At 68.0% G+C, this 19,172-nt stretch carries 14 protein-coding genes; 3 read left to right on the forward strand and 11 right to left on the reverse strand.

The features are described 5' to 3' along the window. The first annotated feature begins 103 nt into the window (after positions 1 to 103). Together ACFYVL_RS14005 and ACFYVL_RS14010 are read left to right on the forward strand one after the other, a co-directional pair. Positions 104 to 1,528 carry a hypothetical protein gene (locus ACFYVL_RS14005; RefSeq protein ID WP_389244233.1) on the forward strand — a complete coding sequence of 475 codons (1,425 nt, stop codon included), beginning with the start codon at positions 104 to 106 and terminating at the stop codon, positions 1,526 to 1,528. A gap of 32 nt (positions 1,529 to 1,560) precedes the next feature. Continuing rightward, complete coding sequence (locus tag ACFYVL_RS14010; protein WP_389244235.1) at positions 1,561 to 2,460, forward strand: phosphotransferase family protein; 900 nt, start codon at positions 1,561 to 1,563, stop codon at positions 2,458 to 2,460. A 245-nt stretch (positions 2,461 to 2,705) separates the two neighbouring features. Here the strand turns inward: ACFYVL_RS14010 and ACFYVL_RS14015 are convergent, their stop codons facing one another. Together ACFYVL_RS14015 and ACFYVL_RS14020 are read right to left on the reverse strand one after the other, a co-directional pair. Continuing rightward, entirely contained in the window at positions 2,706 to 2,969 is a 264-nt protein-coding gene (locus ACFYVL_RS14015) for a hypothetical protein (protein WP_389244237.1), read from the reverse strand. A 9-nt stretch (positions 2,970 to 2,978) separates the two neighbouring features. Next, positions 2,979 to 3,737 (reverse strand): N-acetylmuramoyl-L-alanine amidase, encoded by a 759-nt coding sequence (locus ACFYVL_RS14020; RefSeq protein ID WP_389244239.1) that lies wholly within the window; start codon positions 3,735 to 3,737, stop codon positions 2,979 to 2,981. 209 nt (positions 3,738 to 3,946) lie between these two features. On the opposite strand from ACFYVL_RS14020, the gene ACFYVL_RS14025 reads away from it, so the two are divergent. Continuing rightward, positions 3,947 to 4,102, forward strand: coding sequence for a hypothetical protein (locus tag ACFYVL_RS14025; protein WP_389244241.1), 156 nt, complete (start codon positions 3,947 to 3,949; stop codon positions 4,100 to 4,102). Between the two features lie 753 nt (positions 4,103 to 4,855). On the opposite strand, the gene ACFYVL_RS14030 is transcribed toward ACFYVL_RS14025, so the two are convergent. The 9 genes from ACFYVL_RS14030 to ACFYVL_RS14070 are packed head-to-tail and all read right to left on the reverse strand — an operon-like array spanning position 4,856 to position 19,106. After that, positions 4,856 to 6,187, reverse strand: a complete 1,332-nt coding sequence (locus tag ACFYVL_RS14030) for a glycoside hydrolase family 6 protein (protein ID WP_389244243.1) — start codon at positions 6,185 to 6,187, stop codon at positions 4,856 to 4,858. 16 nt (positions 6,188 to 6,203) lie between these two features. Beyond that, complete coding sequence (locus ACFYVL_RS14035; RefSeq protein ID WP_389244245.1) at positions 6,204 to 9,626, reverse strand: hypothetical protein; 3,423 nt, start codon at positions 9,624 to 9,626, stop codon at positions 6,204 to 6,206. 56 nt (positions 9,627 to 9,682) lie between these two features. Further along, positions 9,683 to 10,150 carry an XF1762 family protein gene (locus ACFYVL_RS14040; protein WP_389244248.1) on the reverse strand — a complete coding sequence of 156 codons (468 nt, stop codon included), beginning with the start codon at positions 10,148 to 10,150 and terminating at the stop codon, positions 9,683 to 9,685. Positions 10,151 to 10,203: 53 nt separating this feature from the next. Then, positions 10,204 to 11,289: a hypothetical protein gene (locus tag ACFYVL_RS14045; protein ID WP_389244250.1), complete on the reverse strand. Its 1,086-nt coding sequence runs from the start codon at positions 11,287 to 11,289 to the stop codon at positions 10,204 to 10,206. Further along, on the reverse strand, positions 11,286 to 12,218 hold the full coding sequence (locus tag ACFYVL_RS14050; protein ID WP_389244252.1) for a hypothetical protein: 933 nt from the start codon (positions 12,216 to 12,218) through the stop codon (positions 11,286 to 11,288). Before ACFYVL_RS14050 ends, ACFYVL_RS14045 begins: the two co-directional genes overlap by 4 nt. Next, entirely contained in the window at positions 12,215 to 13,141 is a 927-nt protein-coding gene (locus ACFYVL_RS14055) for a hypothetical protein (RefSeq protein WP_389244254.1), read from the reverse strand. The genes ACFYVL_RS14050 and ACFYVL_RS14055 overlap by 4 nt, the downstream gene beginning before the upstream one ends. Further along, a complete protein-coding gene (locus tag ACFYVL_RS14060) occupies positions 13,138 to 18,111 on the reverse strand; it encodes a phage tail tape measure protein (RefSeq protein WP_389244256.1) in 4,974 nt (1,657 codons plus the stop codon). Before ACFYVL_RS14060 ends, ACFYVL_RS14055 begins: the two co-directional genes overlap by 4 nt. 51 nt (positions 18,112 to 18,162) lie before the next feature. After that, complete coding sequence (locus ACFYVL_RS14065) at positions 18,163 to 18,483, reverse strand: hypothetical protein (RefSeq protein ID WP_389244258.1); 321 nt, start codon at positions 18,481 to 18,483, stop codon at positions 18,163 to 18,165. Positions 18,484 to 18,515: 32 nt separating this feature from the next. Further along, on the reverse strand, positions 18,516 to 19,106 hold the full coding sequence (locus ACFYVL_RS14070; RefSeq protein ID WP_389244260.1) for a hypothetical protein: 591 nt from the start codon (positions 19,104 to 19,106) through the stop codon (positions 18,516 to 18,518). Between the last annotated feature and the right edge of the window lie 66 nt (positions 19,107 to 19,172).

A 19,172-nucleotide genomic window follows, 5' to 3' on the forward strand; every position in this document is an offset into this window, starting at 1 on the left:
CGGCGCCCACGCGGCCACTACGAACCCAACCCACCTCAACAGTCCAGCGACTCACCCACGAGTCGTCTGGAACCGCCTACTCACGAATTAGGAACCTCTCGCCATGGCAGGGAAAACACTGCTCTGGTCGCTCACCACAGCTGCCGACATGACCTACAGAATGTTCAGGCAGGCCTACGAGCGCACCGCGAACACGATGGCCCACGAACAGGGCGACCTGTCCCTCCGCTCGGCAACCGTCTCCGAGCAGACGTACCGTCGCTGGACATCCGGGAACATCGCCACCCTCCCCGTCCAGCCCGCACCACAAATCCTGGCGCGCATGTTCCCCGGCTACACCGCCCGCCAACTCCTCCTCCTCAAAGCGTCCGACACCCAGCCGACGACCTGCCCCGTCGAACCGCCAGCACCCGCAGCGGATATCTACGTGCGCCGGACAGGGCCCGCAAGCAACAGCTACTCTCGGCAATCCGCCAGCCCAGACCCCGCTGGCCCACACCGCTCAGGCTGGGGCCAGGACGCGCAGGGCTTCGAAACAGCCCCTCTGCCCGCCTTCCGCGAGGACGACTGGATCGACGCCTTCCGCCGCAACGTCGACAGAACCCTCGCCGCCGGCAGCGTCAGCCCCGGCCAGCTCGACCTCCTCGACGAACGCCTCCTCCTCCACCGCCGCCAGTACATAAGCCGTCCGCCGAACGCGATGATCCTGGCGCTGCTGGAGGACCTCCGCGAAGTGCAGCTCATCGCCTCCGAACGGCAGCCCGCCGCCACCCAACTCCGCCTCTCCGAGATGACCTCAGTCCTCGCGACCCTCGTCGCCGACGCACTGATGAAACTCGGCAGCCTCCGCCAGGCACGAGACTGGTACGCGACCGCACTCACCGCCGCAGACGACAGCCGCAACCTCGACATGCGCGCACGCGTCCGAGTGCAGGCAGCCATGCTCCCCTACTACTACGGGCCGCTGGACGACGCCGTACGGCTGGCCTCCGACGCCCGCGTCCTCCTCCAGGCCCGCGGAAGCAACGCGACCACCCTGGCCTTCGCCGCAGCTGCCGAAGCCCGCGCCCGCGCCCGCAACGGCGACAACGAGGGCGCCCTGCACATCATGAACCTCGCCGAAGACGCGTTCGCCGCCGCAGACCACACCCAGGCCACCGACGCCTGGGCCTTCCCCGAACGCCGCTTCCTGCTCTACCTCAGCGGCATCCACACCTACCTCAACCAAACCCGCGAAGCCGAAGAAGTCCAGGAACGAGCCCTCACCCTCTACGCAACCCAGCAAGGAAGCATCGACCCGGCACTCCTGCGCATCGAGCGCGCACTGTGCCTCGCCCGAGAACACCACCTCAGCGACGCCTTCGCCCTCGCCGGCCGCGCCTACCTCGATGTACCCGCCGACCACCGCACACAGATCCTCGGCGCCAGGGCACAAGACGTACTGAACGCGGCCCCCCAACAGATGCGTACCGTCCGCGCAGGCCTCGAACTCCAAGAGATCCTTGCCCTGCCCCGCGGTAGCCAGTGACAGGCTCGCTCGCCGTCCCGCAGCCTGTCCTCATGACTCCACCTATCCACGGCGGCTACACCGAAGGCGAAATGACAGACCTGCTCGCCCGCACCTGCGCGGCAGCAGGCCTCGACGCCACCGGGGCCGTCCTCTTGCGGGGCCAGACGAACGCCGTTCTGCGACTGGCACACGACCCCGTCGTGGTGAAGATCGCCAGGAAGGGAACGCCAGCAACAACCGTCACCCGCACCGTGCGCTTCGTGCAGTGGCTGATGGACCTCGGCTTCCCCACCGTCCCACTGCACCGACCCCACCTCCAGCCGATCCCCCTCGGCGACCAGTCGGCCACCCTGTGGACGTACCTGCCTCAACCCGGCCACCCCGTTGCCGCTCAGGCCCTCGCGAAGCCCCTCAGCACCCTGCACAGCCTCAGTAGCCCACCCGTGGAGCTCCCACCGCTCGACGTCTGCCACGCGATCCGCCGCTCTCTGTACGCGACCACCACCCTGCCGCAGGACGACGTGGACTACCTCCACAAACGCGTCGACACCCTCGCCCACCAACTTGAAGCCGTTCGCTTCGAGATGCCCCGCTCCGTCCTCCAGGGCGACCCCCAGCACGGCAACGCTCTCCACGACGGTGACGGCGCGGTGCTCTGCGACTGGGATAGTGCCACCATCGGCCACCCCGAATGGGACCTTGTCACCGTGGAAGTCCACTGCCGCCGCTTCGGCTATCACACTGACCACTACGCGGACTTCGCCGACGCTTACGGCTGGGACATCCGGCACTGGGCGGGCTACCCGGTCCTCCGCGACCTCCGGGAACTCCGCATGATCACCACCAACGCACGCAAGGCCACCCACGAACCCGCGAAAGCAGCGGAGATCCACAACCGGATCGCAGCCGACCGAGCCGGAGACCACGACCAGCAGTGGAACATCCTCTGACCTGCGACAAAGCGGCGAGTCTCCCAAATTTGGGAGACTCGTTCCCAACGTTCGGACACCTCTGTCCGATAATCAGCACCTGAGGACCACCCCGGAACGTTCCGATGTGGTACCCATCCGGCGGCCATCGCGGGATACGAGAGGCCCCCACCGCCTCACGTGAGGCGGTGGGGGCCCGCCACCGGCCCCAGGCCTGCCGGGCCGCCGTCAGTCCGCCGAACCCACCCCGGAACAGTTCGGGGTGGTCACCGGTGAGCGTCCAGCGTGGCGTTCTCGGTGCTCACGCCAGTGGAGGGCGACTCGTTCCGGTACAGCCAGTCAGGGAGCAGCTGGTGAACAACCGGCAGCGCCATCACCCGGGTGATACCGGCCGCCACCGCAATGGCAACCGCCACACCGGCCGTGGACTGCGGGATCCCCGAGGCGTCGATGATCAGCGGAAGACCCGCAGCCACACCCAAGAAGGTCTGGAGGCAGGTACGAAGGGTTCTCTGGTTGGCGTCGGACATGGGTGCCTCCTACTTGGCGGGGATCTTGAGGGTCTGGCCCGGATGGATGACGTACGGCTTGGTGATGCTGTTCTCGCGGGCGATGGCCTGCCAGCTCACGCCGAGATGGGCACCGATCCCAGACAGCGTGTCGCCGGCGCCCACCGTGTACGTGGAAGAACCCGAAGCGCCCGGCTTGCCCCGCAGCCGCGCGGCGACGCGCTGACGCAGGCCGCTCATCGCAAAGCCTCGCGGATCGACCTTGCCGGGCTGCCACTCCAGATGGCCGATCACGCTTTCTGCGCCCCAGCCGTGCGCACGGCATAGAGCCGCCGATACCCGCTCGATCGCATCGAGCTGGGCGCCCGGCCACGGGTCGCGGCCGTCACCAAGGTTCTCGCACTCCCAGCCGTAGAAGTGCGGGTTGCCGTCCTTGTCGGCCTTCGCCGCACGAGGCAGTGCCCTCTCCGCGATGACGGCCTGGAGTACCGCGCTGTCGCCCTTGCCCGCATGGTTCGCCCGGCCGTGACCGATGAGGTACACCGTGCCGTCCTTAGCGATCACGCCATGGCACAACGGCCCCGGCAAACCCGCGTAGCCGTTCTCACAGATGCTGACCGTGTTGCTCGTGCCGGAGGTGACCGTGTGGTGGATCATCACCCCGTGCGACGGCCCCCACGGTCCCTTCGCGTTCCGGTTGTGGGTGCGCCAACCAGGTCGCTCGACCACGCGAACACCTTCGGCACGTAGTGCTGCGACCAGACGGTCAGCAGCAAGTGGTGTAGCCACTGCTAGTACTCAACTCTCCCCGCGCCCAAACTTCGGTACATACACCCTGCTGGAACGGGCTACCGGGCTGTACCCGCCGACAGCAACCACAGCTGCAACGCCATCAACAGCAGCGGTGCAACGAACGAACTGATCACCAGACGACGTGTCGCCGCAGCCGCAGCCTGATCCTCGCGCCGCTGCAACTCCCCGCGCTCTGTTGTCTGGTCGTGCTCACTCCGCAGGGCGGCAAGTCCAGCCTCGACCTGTCCGATGCGCTGCTCGGTGGCCCGCTGGTCGGCCCGGTAGACGTCCTGCGTCACCACCTGGTCCAGGCGGGCAGCGAGCTGGGCGAGGTCACCACGCAGGTCCTCGCGAAGTTGTGAGACGGCGCGGTGCAACTCCCACAGGGTGGGCTCGGCGCTCGGCGGCACAGACACCGCGGTCCTCCAGCAGCCCCACGCCTGCACGTCAGCCTACGGGTACGGGGACCACACCTCGACGATGAACGGCACGTGGGAGCCTTCCTGTACCGACATCAATACCAGCTTTGACTCTTATAACTTGACGCGTTCTTCTCCGCGACCGCGTGCGCGTCAACTAATGTGTGCAGTAAGAGATGAGATGTTCAGCATCAACTTCTCATCGCTTCTTACGTCTCTGACCGCCAACAGAGATGCTTCTCTCACCCGCAGTAGAAGGCCCTGCCCCCACGTATTGGGGCAGGGCCTCGGGAAAGCGGCCCAGAGCGACCACCCCCGGCGCAGCATGCCGGGGGTGGTCTCACATGGCGGCTCGCACGATCACCTGCACGATCAGGGTGACGAATCCCTGCATCGTTAGGAGCACGAGATCGGTACGATGCCGCTTGAGCCAATGGCCGACCCGTGTAAGCCAACGGCTACCACAGGGAGGCCTTCCCATCTTTCGTTGCCACCACATAGCAAGTTCCCTCCGACGCGAAACGACCCGGAGATGAGTCACCCCGGGGCCGAGTAGCCCGCGCCATGAGGAAGCGCGCGGACAGTCGTGGACGCCTTACGGGTATGCGATAGCAGAATCAGATTACGGGTAGCTGTCAGCGCAAAATGCACATGACGGATAACTGGCAAGTCATGAAAATCTGATTTCGAATCTGATCAGTTTCCGTCGATCAGTCGTTCTGCGAGGAAAGGTGAAAACGTTCCCGCCGTCACGTCCGGGGCGGTACCGCACATGCCATCCGAGTCGCCGGGAACCTTGATCCACAGCAGGTACTCGACCCCGCCTACCCCGATACTGCTCGGCACACCAAGCCGTCGACCCGCCGGGTTGCAGTAGTCGACGTGCTGACCCGCAGCGTCCATCGCCCCGTTCCCGTTGCGGGACGTGTCGATCACGAACCGCACCCCCGGAACCCCGAGCCCGGCAAGAGCCTGAGCGACCTGCGCCCCGTAAGTCGCGGAGATGTCGGTGGAGTCGAAGTTCGACACCCCCACCGCGAAGCCCTTCGCCGCCCCGATCCCAGCCGCCGCCAACCGGGCCGCCATCTCCTGCGGCTTGATCCACGTGGCGTTGCCCCCGTCCAGATACGCCCGCACGTACGGCAGCCGCCCAAGCGCCTCAGCGGCGTACTTGATCAGACCCAACCGTTCAGCCCGCGCAGCGTCGTCCCGCAACCCCTGGATCTGCGCAACCGCATCCGGCTCAACGACCACCAGAGCAGGACGCTCCCCAATGCCGGCCACCACCTCGTCCACCCAGTCCCGGTACTCCTTCGCGGAGCTGGCACCGCCGTGGCTCTCCCCACCGTTGTCCCGGTTGAACACGTTGTAGACGGCGATGATCGGCAGCAGCCCGGCCGCCGCAGCGGCCCCCACATAGGCGTCTACGTCCACCCTCACGTTCTTGTTCCAGTCCCCGAACCACTTCGCCGTCGGACGCCGCACCAGACCACGGGTGATCTTCTGAGCGCGAGGGTCCTTCGGGTTGGCCGCAACCCACTTCGCCGCGTTCGAGTCCGGGTCGACGTAGAAGCCCTCCCTCGGGGTCGAGCACGTCAGCCGCACCTCGGTCAGGTACACGGTGACGCTGGTGCCCTGGCCGATCTGGAAACTCACCTGCCCCATGGTGGTGTCGAGGTCGGAAACGAACGAGTAGTGGAAGTGCCTGTCGACCGCCGACAGGGAAACCGTCTTGTCGACGGCCACCGTCCACGGATCCGCACCCAACCCGGCCTGCGCCCTCAACAGGGTGCCCGGCTGGCTCGCCCTCGCGGTGAAACTCAACGTGTACGAGCACCCCTTCCTCAGCACAATGCCGTCCTGGCCGAAGGGGGCGTCCCACAGGTTCACCGCCTCCGTCGTCGCCCCAGCCTCCACCCCCGTACCGGGGGCGTTGAGGGAGATCATCGCCGGATCCCCGGACCACCAACCAGTGGTTCCGTTCGTGAAGTTCGAGTTGATGACGAGGTCTGCGTACACGGCAGCCACGGTTGATCTCCTTGGGTTACTTGATGAACGTGACACGCAGCTGCGGCGCGTGGGGGTTCTCCACCCCGTCGAACTTGCCGTACCAGGTGCGGTTCGTGGTGTTCGGGTCCAACGCCACACCCCGGAACGTCGCAGGGTCGAACAGTGACGTGATGTCCACCCACTTGCCGCTGGAACGCGCCCAGTTGGTGACCGATACCGACGCCTGGTTCGCCGAGAACTTCATCGGCCGCGACGCGTGAGTGTGCGCCTTGATCGTGGTGGCGCCACCGGAAGGGAAGTACCAGTGGTTCGCGTACAGGTACACCTCTGCCTTGAGAACCTTCGCCCCCGCAAGATCCGACGTCACCGCGGCAGGGAACCCGGTCAGCGCCGCCTGGATCCCGTTGTTCGCCGAGAAGAAGCCCGCCGCCAACGCCTTCCCGTGGTAGGCGTTGAACCCCGACCGGTTGGCGTAACTCCCCGACCACACACCCTTGTAGGTGCGGGTCATCCTGACCGGCGAAGCGGGCACCACAGCGCCACCCGAGTTGTACGCCCCGGTCTCCGGAACGTGCACACCCACGTCCTCAACAGTGAACTGGCCCATCCGCCCGGCAGCCCCCGACATCGTGACCTGCTGCCCCGCCGGCGCCCCGCTGTCGCTGAGGAACGTCAACAGCAACCGGTTCCGCCCCGGCCTCACGTAGTCGTTGGGCCCGCACCCGCTCACCAGCCGCAAGTCGATCTGCCTGCGCGTCGTCTGCACCAGCGGGAACCGGGCTTCCTGGATCTGCGGGGACGACACCAGCGGCGAGTCCGCGTACCCCGTCCGCAACCTGACCGCCAACGATCCGCCCGCAGCAGAGCACTCCACACCACCGGTGAACTCCACCCGGTACATGCGGCCCTCCTGCGCATCGAACGCCAACTCCACGTAACCCATCTCGGTGCCCGTCGTCGTACGGACCGGGGTAGCCATCCAGTCGATCGCGAGGAGCCCGCGCGGCCCGTTGTAGAGGGACGTCAGCTCATCCCCGCCGACGCTGATCGACCCGGCGACGTTCAAGTTTTGGAACGAGGCATCACCCGTCGACCCGATCGCCGCCACCCGCTCCGCGCCATCGCGGAACGTCAACGCGTTCGGCTGCCCCGACAGCAGCGACACCACCTCGTCGCCGTCCTCATCGAACAGCCGCATCCCCCTGGGCCCGATCTCAGCCCGCGCCCCACCCGTCGCATCGCCGAAAATGGTGTGAGCCTCCGCATTGTCGAAGACACACCACCCACGGGACGCAGCAGACGCCTCCAAGCACAGCACCACCCGGGTAGTCCCCTGCGGGGCCGCTACCTGCCCGGTGATGCGCCGCCACTCGCCCGCCACGTACTCCTGGGTCTCCGCCACCCCGTACCCCAAGACCACACCCGCACTGTTCTCCCACCGGGCGAGGATCTTCACCGACTGCGCCACCAGATCCGGTGACGTCAGCACATCCACACCCAGGAACAGCTGCGACGCCGCAAGGATCGGGACCGTCGTCAAAGGCAGCGTGAAGTACGACGGGGCATCTGCCATCGCATCGACCTTCACACCCACACCGGTGCGGTTCCCCGGAGCGAACGACCACGACGACCCAGCCGCCGCAAGACTGTTCGCGGTCGACGCCCCCTCGAAGCCGGCATCCGGAACCAGATTCGTGCCCTGCCCGACAGCGAGCTGATCCGGGGTGATGGACCCCACCGCCAGGTGCTCCGTCTGGATCGCCCCAGCGGCGATCTTCCCCGCCGTCACCGCGTTCGCCGCGAGCTTGTCTGCCGAAACAGCCAGAGCCTTGATCTCCCGGCCCGTCACCGTATCGGCGGCGATCTTCCCCGCCGACACGGAATCCGCAGCGATTGCCCCCGCCTGCACCGACCCCGCCACCAGATGAACAGCGTGCACAGAGGACGCAGCAATAGCCCCCGCCGTCACCGACCCCACCGCCAGCGAGCCCGCAGTGATCCCGCCGACAGCGATCTGCGCAGACGTCAACGTGTTCACCGTGACCTCCCGCGCGCTGATCGCCCCAGCCGCCACCTTCCCCGCCGTCACCGCATCAGCGGCCAGAGCAGCCGTCGTCACCGCCCCCGACACCAAATTCGTCGAGTCCACGACACCCGTACGCAGCGCCTCCACCGTGACCACATCAACCTGCATCACCGAAGGCGCATCCGCGGTAGACCCCGACGCGAAGTTCAACCACAGGTACGGGCTGATGAACCGCACATCCTGATGCACCATGCCCGGAGCCCTCGCGTCAGGACTCGGCCCCGCAGTCCCAGACGCACCCGCCGGTGCACGGTCCTTGAGATAGCCGACAACCGTCACCCACCCGTCCGCGACCGCAACCTTCAACCCCGACGCACAGGGGTAGTAGTGACTGCTCGCCGAGTTCGCACCCAGCCGGTTCACCAACGTCGTCCTGTCCGCACCCACCCCGAGCACACCGACATACACGTTGTCCGGGCCCACCTCCGGCTGCACCGTCGCCCGCACCCGAGCACTGATCCGGTACAAGGTGCCCGGCTCGTACGGCACCAGCGTGTTGCCACGCACCCTTATGTGCCCGTTAGCCTGCCCCACGGTCTGACCGGTCGGCGCATCCACCACCCCCGACGCGTGCCGCCACAAAGCCCCAGGACCGGACTGGACGACCTGCCACGCACCCGCATCACCCATCGCGTCCAGGTACCGCTGCACCGCACTGTCCGAGAGCGCACCACCCAAGGTGTTCAGGTCCACGGCCCCCGCCGCGATCTTCCCCGCCTCAACGGCCTGCTGGCCGATCTTCTCCGCCGTGACCGCACCCGCAGCCAACGCCTCACGGTCGATCGCCCCCACAGCGACCTTCGCAGCCGTCACCGCGTCCGCCGCGATCTTCGTCTCGGTGACGATGCCGTCCAAGACGTCCTGCGCCACCACCTTCGACGCCTCCACCGGGCCCACCACCTCGGAAGGCACCGAACCCGCCCCGGACGTGTTGCGGGCAACGAGCCGCACGAACACCGGACGCTCAGTAGGGATGAGAGAGGTACCGCCCCGAGGGGACTCCCACGTCGACACCAGCGTCCCGGGGCCCGGTTCGAACTGGTCGGTGGGGGAGGCGTGCACCTCGACACGGGAAAAGTCCATCGGCAGCCTTGCCCCACCCGCGAACGTGCCATCCCACGTGGCGCCCGCACCACCCAGACGCGACACCACCAGCGGGGCACTCGGCTGCGGCGGAGGCGGCCCGTTCACCGAGATGACCCCGTTGGTGCCGTCCGGCTGCTGCCCCACCACCACACGCAATGAGCCGTCGTCGTCGTACACGTCGATGGTGCCGCCCTCGACGGACGCGTTCGCCAACTTCGGGGCACGCACCGAAGCACGCAGCAGCTTCTCCAGGCGTACGAGGCGGGCGCCTATATCTGTGGGCAAGGAAGTGAGTCCTTCATGAAGTCATGGATGGTTGGGAGGCGGGCGGAGAAGTCCGCTCAGAGAGCCAGCTGCGCCGCGGGAAACGGCACACTCTTGGCCGTGATCTCCCACAGAGTTCGGGCCACCTGCTCGGTGCCCAGAGAGGACCGAGGACGGCTGGGAGTGTTCCAACCAGCCCGAGCAGGCCGCTCGGCTGCCCGCTGCCACCCGACAGCCCGCAGACTGGCGCCGCTCTCTCCTACCTGGGTGTAAGTGATCGCCCGCCGATGACCCGACGCCTTCGCGGTTCGCCAGGCAGCGCCGTAAAGAGCCGAGCACGCGTTGGGACATCCCTCAGTGGCAACGCGAGTTACCTCGACTGTGAACCCGTCGTCGTAGGCGCGCGCAACAGGACGCCCGACGATGGCGACCCCGACGAGCTGACCATCGTCGGTGACGACACCGAGGGAAAACTTGTGGCCCTGTGGTGCGGCGTGATGGCGGTGGACACGGTCGACGTATGCACACGCCTTCTTGAAGGTCATCGGGACGACGGTGATAGCCAATCTGGTGAAACCAATCTCCGGGAAACGGGAAGTCAGGCGGAGCCGTAGTGGAAGCTGTCCGCGCGTTCGAGCTGAAGGGTTGCGGTCTCGCCGGCATCGGTGTCCGGGCGGATCGTCCACCCGGTGATGCGGCACCACCCCGACCAGTCCGTCCACTCGTCGCGGACGGTGACCCGCACGTCGTCCCCGATCTGCCAGGACCCGACCGGGGCGGACGGGTGGTCGCGGACGGTGATCTGCTCGACATGTCCGAGGGCCTGCCGCCACGCCCGCTCGGTCTTGGCCCGCTGGGCAAGGACGTCCTTGCCGCGCACCTCGGGCAGCTCAAGGTGGTGCTCCATGCGAAGCCGGTTGTTGCGCACCGCCTCCACCGCCCGCTGCTGGGCGCGGCCCTCCCCGCTGCCGGTGGCAATGACTATCTGGGCGTACTCGTCGGCGCTGTACGTCACGGGAGGGGCGGAGATGATGTTGACCCCGGAGGAGAACGCAATGTCCGTACGACGTGCCCCCAGGCGGGGGTAGCCGAGCCGGATACGGCGCACCGGGTTGTGGTCGGTGTCCCACCACGTGGTGCACGTGTAGTCGGGGGAGTCCGGCGCCTTCACCAGGTCATCGATGTAGTCGCCCAGCACGGGGGTCTCCCACCAACGGGAGTGCCACGGCTCCTTCGGGGTGCCCACCGTCGCCTTCGACACCGTGGGATCGACGGAGACGCCGAGGTTCCCGTCCGGTACCGACTGGGCGTAGGCGACGACATCGCGGAGGATCTTGCAGGGGTCCGTGTTCACGTAGGGGCCGCGCCCGCCAAGCTCCCCGTCCAGGTCGTGGCGCTTCTGGAAGTACGACGACCAACCGGCCGCTTCCACCTCCAGGTCCCCGCCCTCGGGCTCTGCCTGCCAGATCAGGCCGCCCCATCGCAGGTGCCCGTCCCGCTCGGCGTACAGCAGGGTGTCGGGTTCCGTCAGCTCCGGGAACCTGCCCAGCAGACGAGGGGACAGGGTGCCCCGGAACGATCCGGGCCCGTTCAGAGCAGGACCGAACTCCACCCCGGTCAGGGGAAGGTTGTGGGAGAGCCACTGGCCGGTGAGGGCGTGCTGCGTCAGGTACCGGTAACTCATACCGGGCCCTCGGTGAACTCGACATCGGCAACGAGCGTGGAGCCGACATCCACACTCAGGTCGCCCTTGGGGCTCTTCGCCATGAGGGCCCGCAGGAACAGGGGCTGCCGGGTGCCCCGGTAGGCGGCGGGGATCGTGAGCGTGTCCGCCACGACCAGTGTGGTGCGCCGTACCCCCTTGCCCTGGTCATCGTCGACCACCACGCTCTGGCCCTGCACCGTGCCGAAGACGGGGGCGACGGAACCGAAGACGTTGTCGAAGTCGAGGCGCAGCCCGGCCATCGTGACGGTGCAGATCATCTTGGTCGCCCAGTCCGGGACCGGGATCACCCACCGCGCCTCCGGGGGCCAGTCGTACCACTTCTCGTCATCCCTCCACGCCTTCGACGGCTTCGTGGGGTACGCCGTGTACAGGGTGCGCTCCCGGCGCGGGTTGGCCACCGTCCGCACGTCGCGGATCATGCCCGCGGTGACGGTGCTCGTGTTCGCCGGGAGGTCTACACGGGCCAGGGCGACCCCGGTTATCCCGGCCGGAACCGTGGTCTGGGTGGTGGTGACGTTCGGGACGACGTGGAAGACGTTCAGCTGATCCTTCGCCGGGTCGAGATTGCCCTCGTACTCGGGGTCGATGACCCGCAGCACGATCAGGTCGGAGCGGGGCGTGGCACCCGTGGGAGCGATCGGCACCGTCGACGTCCCGATGTTGTACGCCGTGTACGAGCCCTGCCAGGCACTCGACTTTCCCCGGACAACCGCAGAGCCGTCCGCGACCTGCACCCCTGCCCCCGGAGCGGGCAACGGGGCAACCTTCAGGTCCGCTGCTTCGGTGATGCCTTCCGCACCCCTCGACAGGTCCTTGATCATCGCCCGGAACGTCTGGGCGGAGTGAGTGGCACCGTTGACGAGCAGCGGGGCCTGGGCGAGTGTCATCGGGTCTTGGGGTCCTTGTCGTAGAGGGCAATGTGGGCGTCACGCCAGCGCACGGTGAGGCGGGCGGACGAAGTCGGGTCGGTGGCAGCCCACCGGATCTCGGAGCGGCCCGGCGGCAGCACGAACTCGTCCATCCGGGAGGCGGTGGTAAGGGCTCCTGCGGCGGAGCCTCCGTTGTCGCGGAGCACCGTCATCCGGCCGGGCCGGGTATCGATCTCCACCCACTGCCCGGCAGCAAGGTCCAGGGACGGCAGGGTGAGGACCTGCCCGGAACTCACGTGCCGGATGGTGGGGCTCGCACACGGCCCGTGCACGGTGAGCACCGGGTGCGCGGGGGCGTCGCCGGCGTTGAACACCCAGCCCGGCCGGTCGTCCGCATCCACCCCGTCCGTGACCCGGATCGGTGCCTTCACCGGTGCGGTGAACCCGCCGCCGGACAGCCACGCCAACCGCAACGACGCCTGCTGCTCCGTGTCGCTGTAGAACCGGGGATCGGTCACCAGGAACTCGACGTCCAGCGGTATCCACCCGTGGGCGGCTTCCGCCCACACCGGGTCGAGCTTCCGCATCCGCCCGTACAAGACCCTCACCGGTGCGCCCGGCCACTTGATCCGCAGGCCCATCAGCGCCCCGCCGACCGTGCGGACGGACGCAGTGTCCGCTGCCCGCAGGAGGTCACCGAGGAGACGTCCGGCCGCAACAGGGTCACCCGGGGTCTTGATGCCACAGTCGATGCGCAGCGTGCGTGTGCCGTACCAGTCCGGTGCAGGCCACACGCCATCGGCGCCGGGCTGCGGAACCGCTTCGCCGCGTACCTCCGCCAGCCCCAGACCCTCGATCTCCGCGACGGGGATGCGGGTGTTGTGCCCGAGGACGACACCACCGAACTCCAACTGCCAGTCGGACAGTCCCAGGCTGCTCATCGCAGGACACCCCCGCGCTTAGCCCGCCGCATCTGATAGGCCACCGCGGACGCGATGTCGTTGGGTGTTGCCGCGCTCTTGGTGACATGAATGGTCTGGGTGCCGATGGCAGGGGCCTGGTTAACGATGACGATCCGGGTCCGGCCGTCGGAGGCACCGACCAGGGTCTTCGGGGTCAGCCCGTACCCGAACTTGTCGGCCACCTGGGAGAGCACTGCCGTCGACCGGCCCCGCTTGGCCTGTCCCAAAGGCAGGTACGCCTCCCCGCCGGTTGATCGCTCCGCGAACTTGATCAGCCCGTTGGGGGACGGCGACGAGTACACGCCGGGCTCCCACATGCCGCCGTCCGCGTACGCCTTTCCCGCGTTGGCCTTCACCAGGTCCGACAGGAACCGGTCCGCTTTCGGTCCTGCCTTCCGCAGGTGGCCGGTCGACCGGTTCGCGACCTCGATCACCCGGTCCTCGTCCAGCGCGGTCAGCTCGGCCACCGTGTGGAGGCCCCGGCCCTTCGCCAGCGAACCGACGATCTTCAGCAGGTCGGTGAGCTGGTCGTCGTCGAGGACACCGCTGGCGGCCTTCGCCGAGTCGTTGGCCTGCTTCGCCTTCGTGCCGTCCTTCACCGCCTGTGCGGCGAGTGCCTCCGCGTTGCTGTCGCCCTGCTCGGCGAGCCGGGAAGCGAACGCCCCGTAGCCCTTCGACGCCAGGGTGATCAGGTTGGCCTGGAACGCGTTGGAGTCCTTGACTGCCTTGTTCAACTGGCCCGTGTAGTCGCCGAGCGACACCTTCGCCGTGCCGGCGAGCTTGGTGAGCTGCGCCGCCATGTCCTGCACGTACTTGTTCGACCCTCGGGCCATCTTCCGGGTCAGGGCGATACCGTCCTCGCCCATGTCCTCCAGAGCCTTCGCGACCTCGGTGCCCGCACGCCGGGCGACCGTCCCCAGGTCGATACGCCAGCCACCCGCCAACTTTGCGGACTTGCGCAGGTTCCGCTCGAACATGCCGAGGTCGAAGGTCTCGTTGCCGTTCTTGTCCTTGCGCTGCGACTTCGACACCACGTCGGACACGGAGAACCCGGCCCCGCCGACCGGCTGATACGACCAGTCGGACAGCCCACCGTTGGCGTTGTAGGTGACGGTCCCTCCGAACCGGGTGGCGACCTGATCGAGGATGGCCTTGGACCGTGCCCGCTTCGACGACGCGAACGGGATGTACGCCTCGCCGTGCGTCTCGTCCTCCGCCCACACACGCCAGTCGCCGCCCTGGGCGATCTGCGCCACGTGGTTCTCCCCGCGCACACCACCGTCCGCGTAGGTGACGATGCCACCGTCCGCCTTCGGGAGGACGTACCCGTCCGCCCAAGGACCTGGCCCGCGCCCTCGGGTCAAGAACTCGTTCCGGTAGATCGAGATCGTGACGGTCTTGTCCCGTAGCCGGTCGATCGCCCCTTGGATGGTGGCCACGCCGCCGGTCGCGGTCCCGGTGGGCACCGTGACGGAGACGTTCTTGCTGCCGGGGATGGCGGAAATCTTGAAGCCGAGCTGCGTGAGCTGTTCCCGCGCCGCAGCTGTGGGGGCGTTGACCGTCACGGTCTTCCCACCCGGCACTCCGGCGATCTTCTGCCGCACTGCCTCCAGGCTGGCGATCGTCGCCGCCGTCGAAGAGGTCACCGCGATGTGCTTCGCCCCGGGGGTCTGGCTGATCCTCGCGATCAGCGCATCCAGATCGGAGCGGGCAAGGTCGGTCGGAGCCGTGATCTGCACACGCCGGTCCTTGAGGTCCTTCACCTTGAAGCCGAGCGTGTCCAGGTCCTTGCGGGCATCGTTGCTGAGGGTGGCAATGGTGACGGTCTTCTTGTCCGGGGTGGCCCTCAAGGACTGCTGCACAGCGATGAGCTCCGCCACCGACTCGTCCATGCCGGCGGTCTGGAGGAGGATCGATACCTGCTCGGGTACCAGGCCCGCCGCAGTCGCCAACCGTTCCGCTGCCTCGGCACCCACCCCGAAACCACGGGCTGTGGCGACGGCCGAGTTCCTGGCGGTCTCCATCTGTGCCCGCGCCGCTTCCAACGCCTCCGGAACGCTCTTCCCGTTCGCCTCCGCGTACTGGTACGCGGCGAGCGCGGCGTCCGCCGAGTTCGTCGAAAGGCCCTGGAGGAGGTCGTACAGCTTCTGCCCGTTGCGGGTGACGGTCGACAGCGAACCGTCCATGTTCAGCAGCGACTTGCCGTAGCCGTCAGCGTGCTGAATGCCGCCCTTCAGCGAGTCGGCAGCATCCGACACCGACCTGTTCAGCCGGGACTCGGCAGCGGACAGGTTCACTGATCCGCCCGCCAGGACGGTCAGCGCGTCGTGCAGGGCACGAGCACGGGTGTCAGCGTCAGCGGTGCTGTCGGACAGGGTGCGCATGGCCTCGGAGAACTTCCCGAACGGGCCCACCGCGTCCGCCGCCGACTTGCCGCCGGATCCGGTCGCCTCGGCAAGACTCCTGGCGTCCTTCACTGCCTGAGACATCTCGCCCGAGACCTCGCCGAGCGCCTGCTTCGCGCGCAGTGCGGCGACGCCTGGCTCCGTGTACGCCTTGGCCGCGCCCGCCGCACCGATGATCCACTTCTCGTTCGCCGCGGCCGTGGACTCCAACCGCTGCTCCAGGGCCTTCAGCCCGCCGTCCTGCCCGAGGTAGGCGGTTGTGAGGTCCCGGACGCTGATGCCAGCCTTCGACATGACGTCAACGAGGCGCTGCTTGCCGTCCATGACCTTGGTGTCCATGAGCGACTGGGCGGCCGTCGTACGGACCGCGTCGTTGACCGCACCGTTGGAGTCCCGCAGCGCCTGGGCGAGCGTGCTGATCCTCGACTGGTGCTCGGCTGCCGCCTGCGCGGCCTTCTGCTGCTCGGAGGCCAGAAGGGAAAGCCCGACTCCGGCAGCGGCGATCGCAGCACCCCACGGGCCACCGAGCGCCCCCATCAGGCCCCGCGCGGCACCACCAAGGCCCACTCCCATCGCCCGAGCCAGACCGGTGACCGGTCCGTTCGCTGCCCTGAACGCTGCGGACATCTGCCCGATCACCGGGATACGGGTCTGGAGGACGGCCAGCGCCTGCCCCACCCGGCCTATGGACTGCCCGTTCGCGGCGGCAAGGGAGGCCTGGACGCGCATCTGCTCGCCGAACGACCGGTAGGCCCCGGTAAGCGGCCCGGCGACCGCACGAGCCTGATTCGTGAGAATCGGGGTGACACGGCGGGCGAGGAGCATCGCCATGATCGCGGTCTGAACCGGGCCCGGCAGCGCACTGAACCCGCGCACCAGCCACGCCACGGTCTGCCCGACCGGTACGAGGACACCGGACACGGTGGCCGCCGCCGAGGAGACCAGGTTCAACCCGGTGACCACCATGTCGAGGGCGGAGGCTCCAGCGTTGGACTCGTCGCCCAGACCACCGATGGCTTCCGCGACCGGGGACACGGCGGAACCGATGTTCCGCAGGATGTCGAGGGCCGCCCGGCCTGCCTTGACGAACACGTTCACCCCGGCGCCGAGCACATCGAACGCAATGTTCTTCACCGGCCCGCCCAAGCTGTCGAAGGCGTCGGCGATCTCATGGACCCCGGAAGCCACCGCCTTCGTCATGCCGGGCCCGGCCAGCGTCCACAGGTCGTGGACGTAGTCGAGGGCCTTCGCGAGCGGCGGCGTCGCCGCGCCCATGCCTGCGGTCAGCAGGCGGGTGACCTTCTCCAGCCCGGGTGCAGCAGCCGTGTAGAGCACCTGGCCCGTGTTCTTCGCCTGCGTCTTGAGCTGGGTGACCGCACCGGACAAGCCCTTGGTCTGCGACGAGGCGATCTCGCTTGCCGCACCGGTACGTGCGATCGCGGTGTGCATCTGGTCGTACGACTCGACGCCCTGGTGGGCGAGCGCCGCCGCACCGGCCAGTGCCGGCTTCCCGACGACCATGGCGAGGTTGCCGAGGAAGTCCTTCTGCGACATCCGGTGCTGGGCCTTCTCGAACCCGTCGATCACCGTGCGCAGGCCCTTGAAGTTGCCCTGCGCGTCCCAGGCCTCGACACCGAGCTCCGCAAGCCCTCGCTTCATCAGCTTCGTGGGCTTCGCGAGGTTCGTCAGAATGCCGCGCAGTGACGTTCCTGCTTTGGAGCCGAGAATGCCGGAGCGGGCGAGCATCGCCACCGACGCGGCCGTGTCCTCCAGGGAGATCCCGAGCTGGGCGGCGACCGGACCCGTGTAGGACATCGCGTAGTAGATGTCCTGGAGGCCACCGGAGGCGGCGTTGGCGCCAGCGGCGAGGACATCGGCAGCCCGCCCTGCGTTGTTCGACGACAGACCGAACTGGTCCATCACGTCGCCCAGGTAGCGGGCGGCATCCGCGGCAGACAGGTTGTCGGCCGCCGCCAGCTGCATTGCAGCCTGCGCGTTCGCGATCGACGACGTAGACGTCTGGCCCGCCTTGGCCAGCTCCAGCATGGCGTCCGCAGCCTTCGCCGCTGACGTGCCGGGGATGTTCAGATCGGCGCCGAGCTGGCGGGCTTTCGCCGCTGCCTGCACCATTTCCTGGCCCGAGGCGCTGGTGACGGCGCCCCACTTGTTGATGGAACGCTGGTACTCGTTGCCCTCGCGGGCGATCTCTGCGAGCCCTGCGACGAGGCCCCCGCCGACGACGAGGCCCCGCAGGTGGTGCATCTCCTGCCGGGCAGACAGCAACCCGTGGCGGAGCCGCCGCATCGACGTGTACCCGTCGGCTCCGACCCTGCGCAGCCCGGACCGGGCGCCGTCGGCGTCCCGGCCCAGGGTGCGCAACCCAGCCCCAGCGGTGCGGGAGCCGGTGCCGATCTGATTGAGCCTGCGGTTGAGGGAAGTAGTGTCCCTGCCCAGGTCGCGCAGGGCGCGGGACACCTGCCGTACAGATGACAGAAGGTTCGACGCGTCGGCGCGCATCTGCACGCTGAGCGTGTAGTTCGACACCGGGCGGTGCCCTAACTCCCCGCGCCCCTTCTCGCCGACCCCTCGGCAGTATCAGAGTGAACGTTTCTGCTGCTCCCACTGCGTGCGCGGCACCAGGCCGATCCGCACGCCGTACCCGTCGGCCCCCTCGGGGACCTGATCCTGCTCGGCGGTGATCAGCTCACAGCCGACGCACCGCACAGTCGTAGTGACGTACGCGTACCGGTCACCACCCTGTTCCTCGTCCCACTCCGCCGCCCTCGTGCCGCACTGGTCACACACACTGCGCCGGTACGCCTCGAACGCCAGCGCCTTCGCCCGGTCCGCCTCCGACCACCGCCCATCGCCGGCGCCGAGGAAGAGGCTGTGCGGAATGTGGAAGCGGTCGCACACCTCCAGCTCCGACCGGAGTTGTGCATCGGCGATCAGTCTTTTCCCAGCTCTGCTGTGCTCGCCCGGGTGATCTGCTGTGCCTGCCACGCGGCGGCGAACAGGGCATTGGACTCCGCGACCGACCACGAGTCCAGGAGGTCCTGAGCGTCGGCTTCGGACAGGCCCTCCACGATCTGGCCGGTCTCATCGCGCTCGATGTGCGCGGCGGCCGTCAGCGCCGCAGGGAAAGTCTCCGGGTTCCACGCGTCGCCCTCCTCCGCCTGCTCCTCGGTCGGCGGGAACCGCTTGATCAGCCCGTCGAGGACCGGGCGCGGGAGGGCCTTGAACGTCAGCGTCAGCGACACCGCGTCGAAGGCGTCCTGTGCATCGCGCAGCGCGGCTTCCGCGTGCTCAAGTTCGGCACCGTGCTCTGCCGGGGTGGCTTCGGCAGATGCGAGCCGCAGCCGGGCGACGTCCAGCTTGGCCTGGTCCAGGCGCTTCTTCGCCGCGAGGTCGTCACACAGCTGGAAGGTGTGCTCCGGGAGCTGCCTGGCGCGGAGCCGGGCGAGCTTGGACGCCCAGTGCGAATCACGAGCGACAGCGGAAGCGGGAGGGGACGGAACGGGACGGGCAGGGTTGGGCATTCAGGGACTCCACACAGACAAGACGGAAAGGAGAAGAAGGGCCCGGCCGGGCCGCAGCACGCGCCG

It is taken from the genome of Streptomyces sp. NPDC004111, assembly GCF_042874215.1.
Taxonomy (GTDB): Bacteria; Actinomycetota; Actinomycetes; order Streptomycetales; family Streptomycetaceae; genus Streptomyces.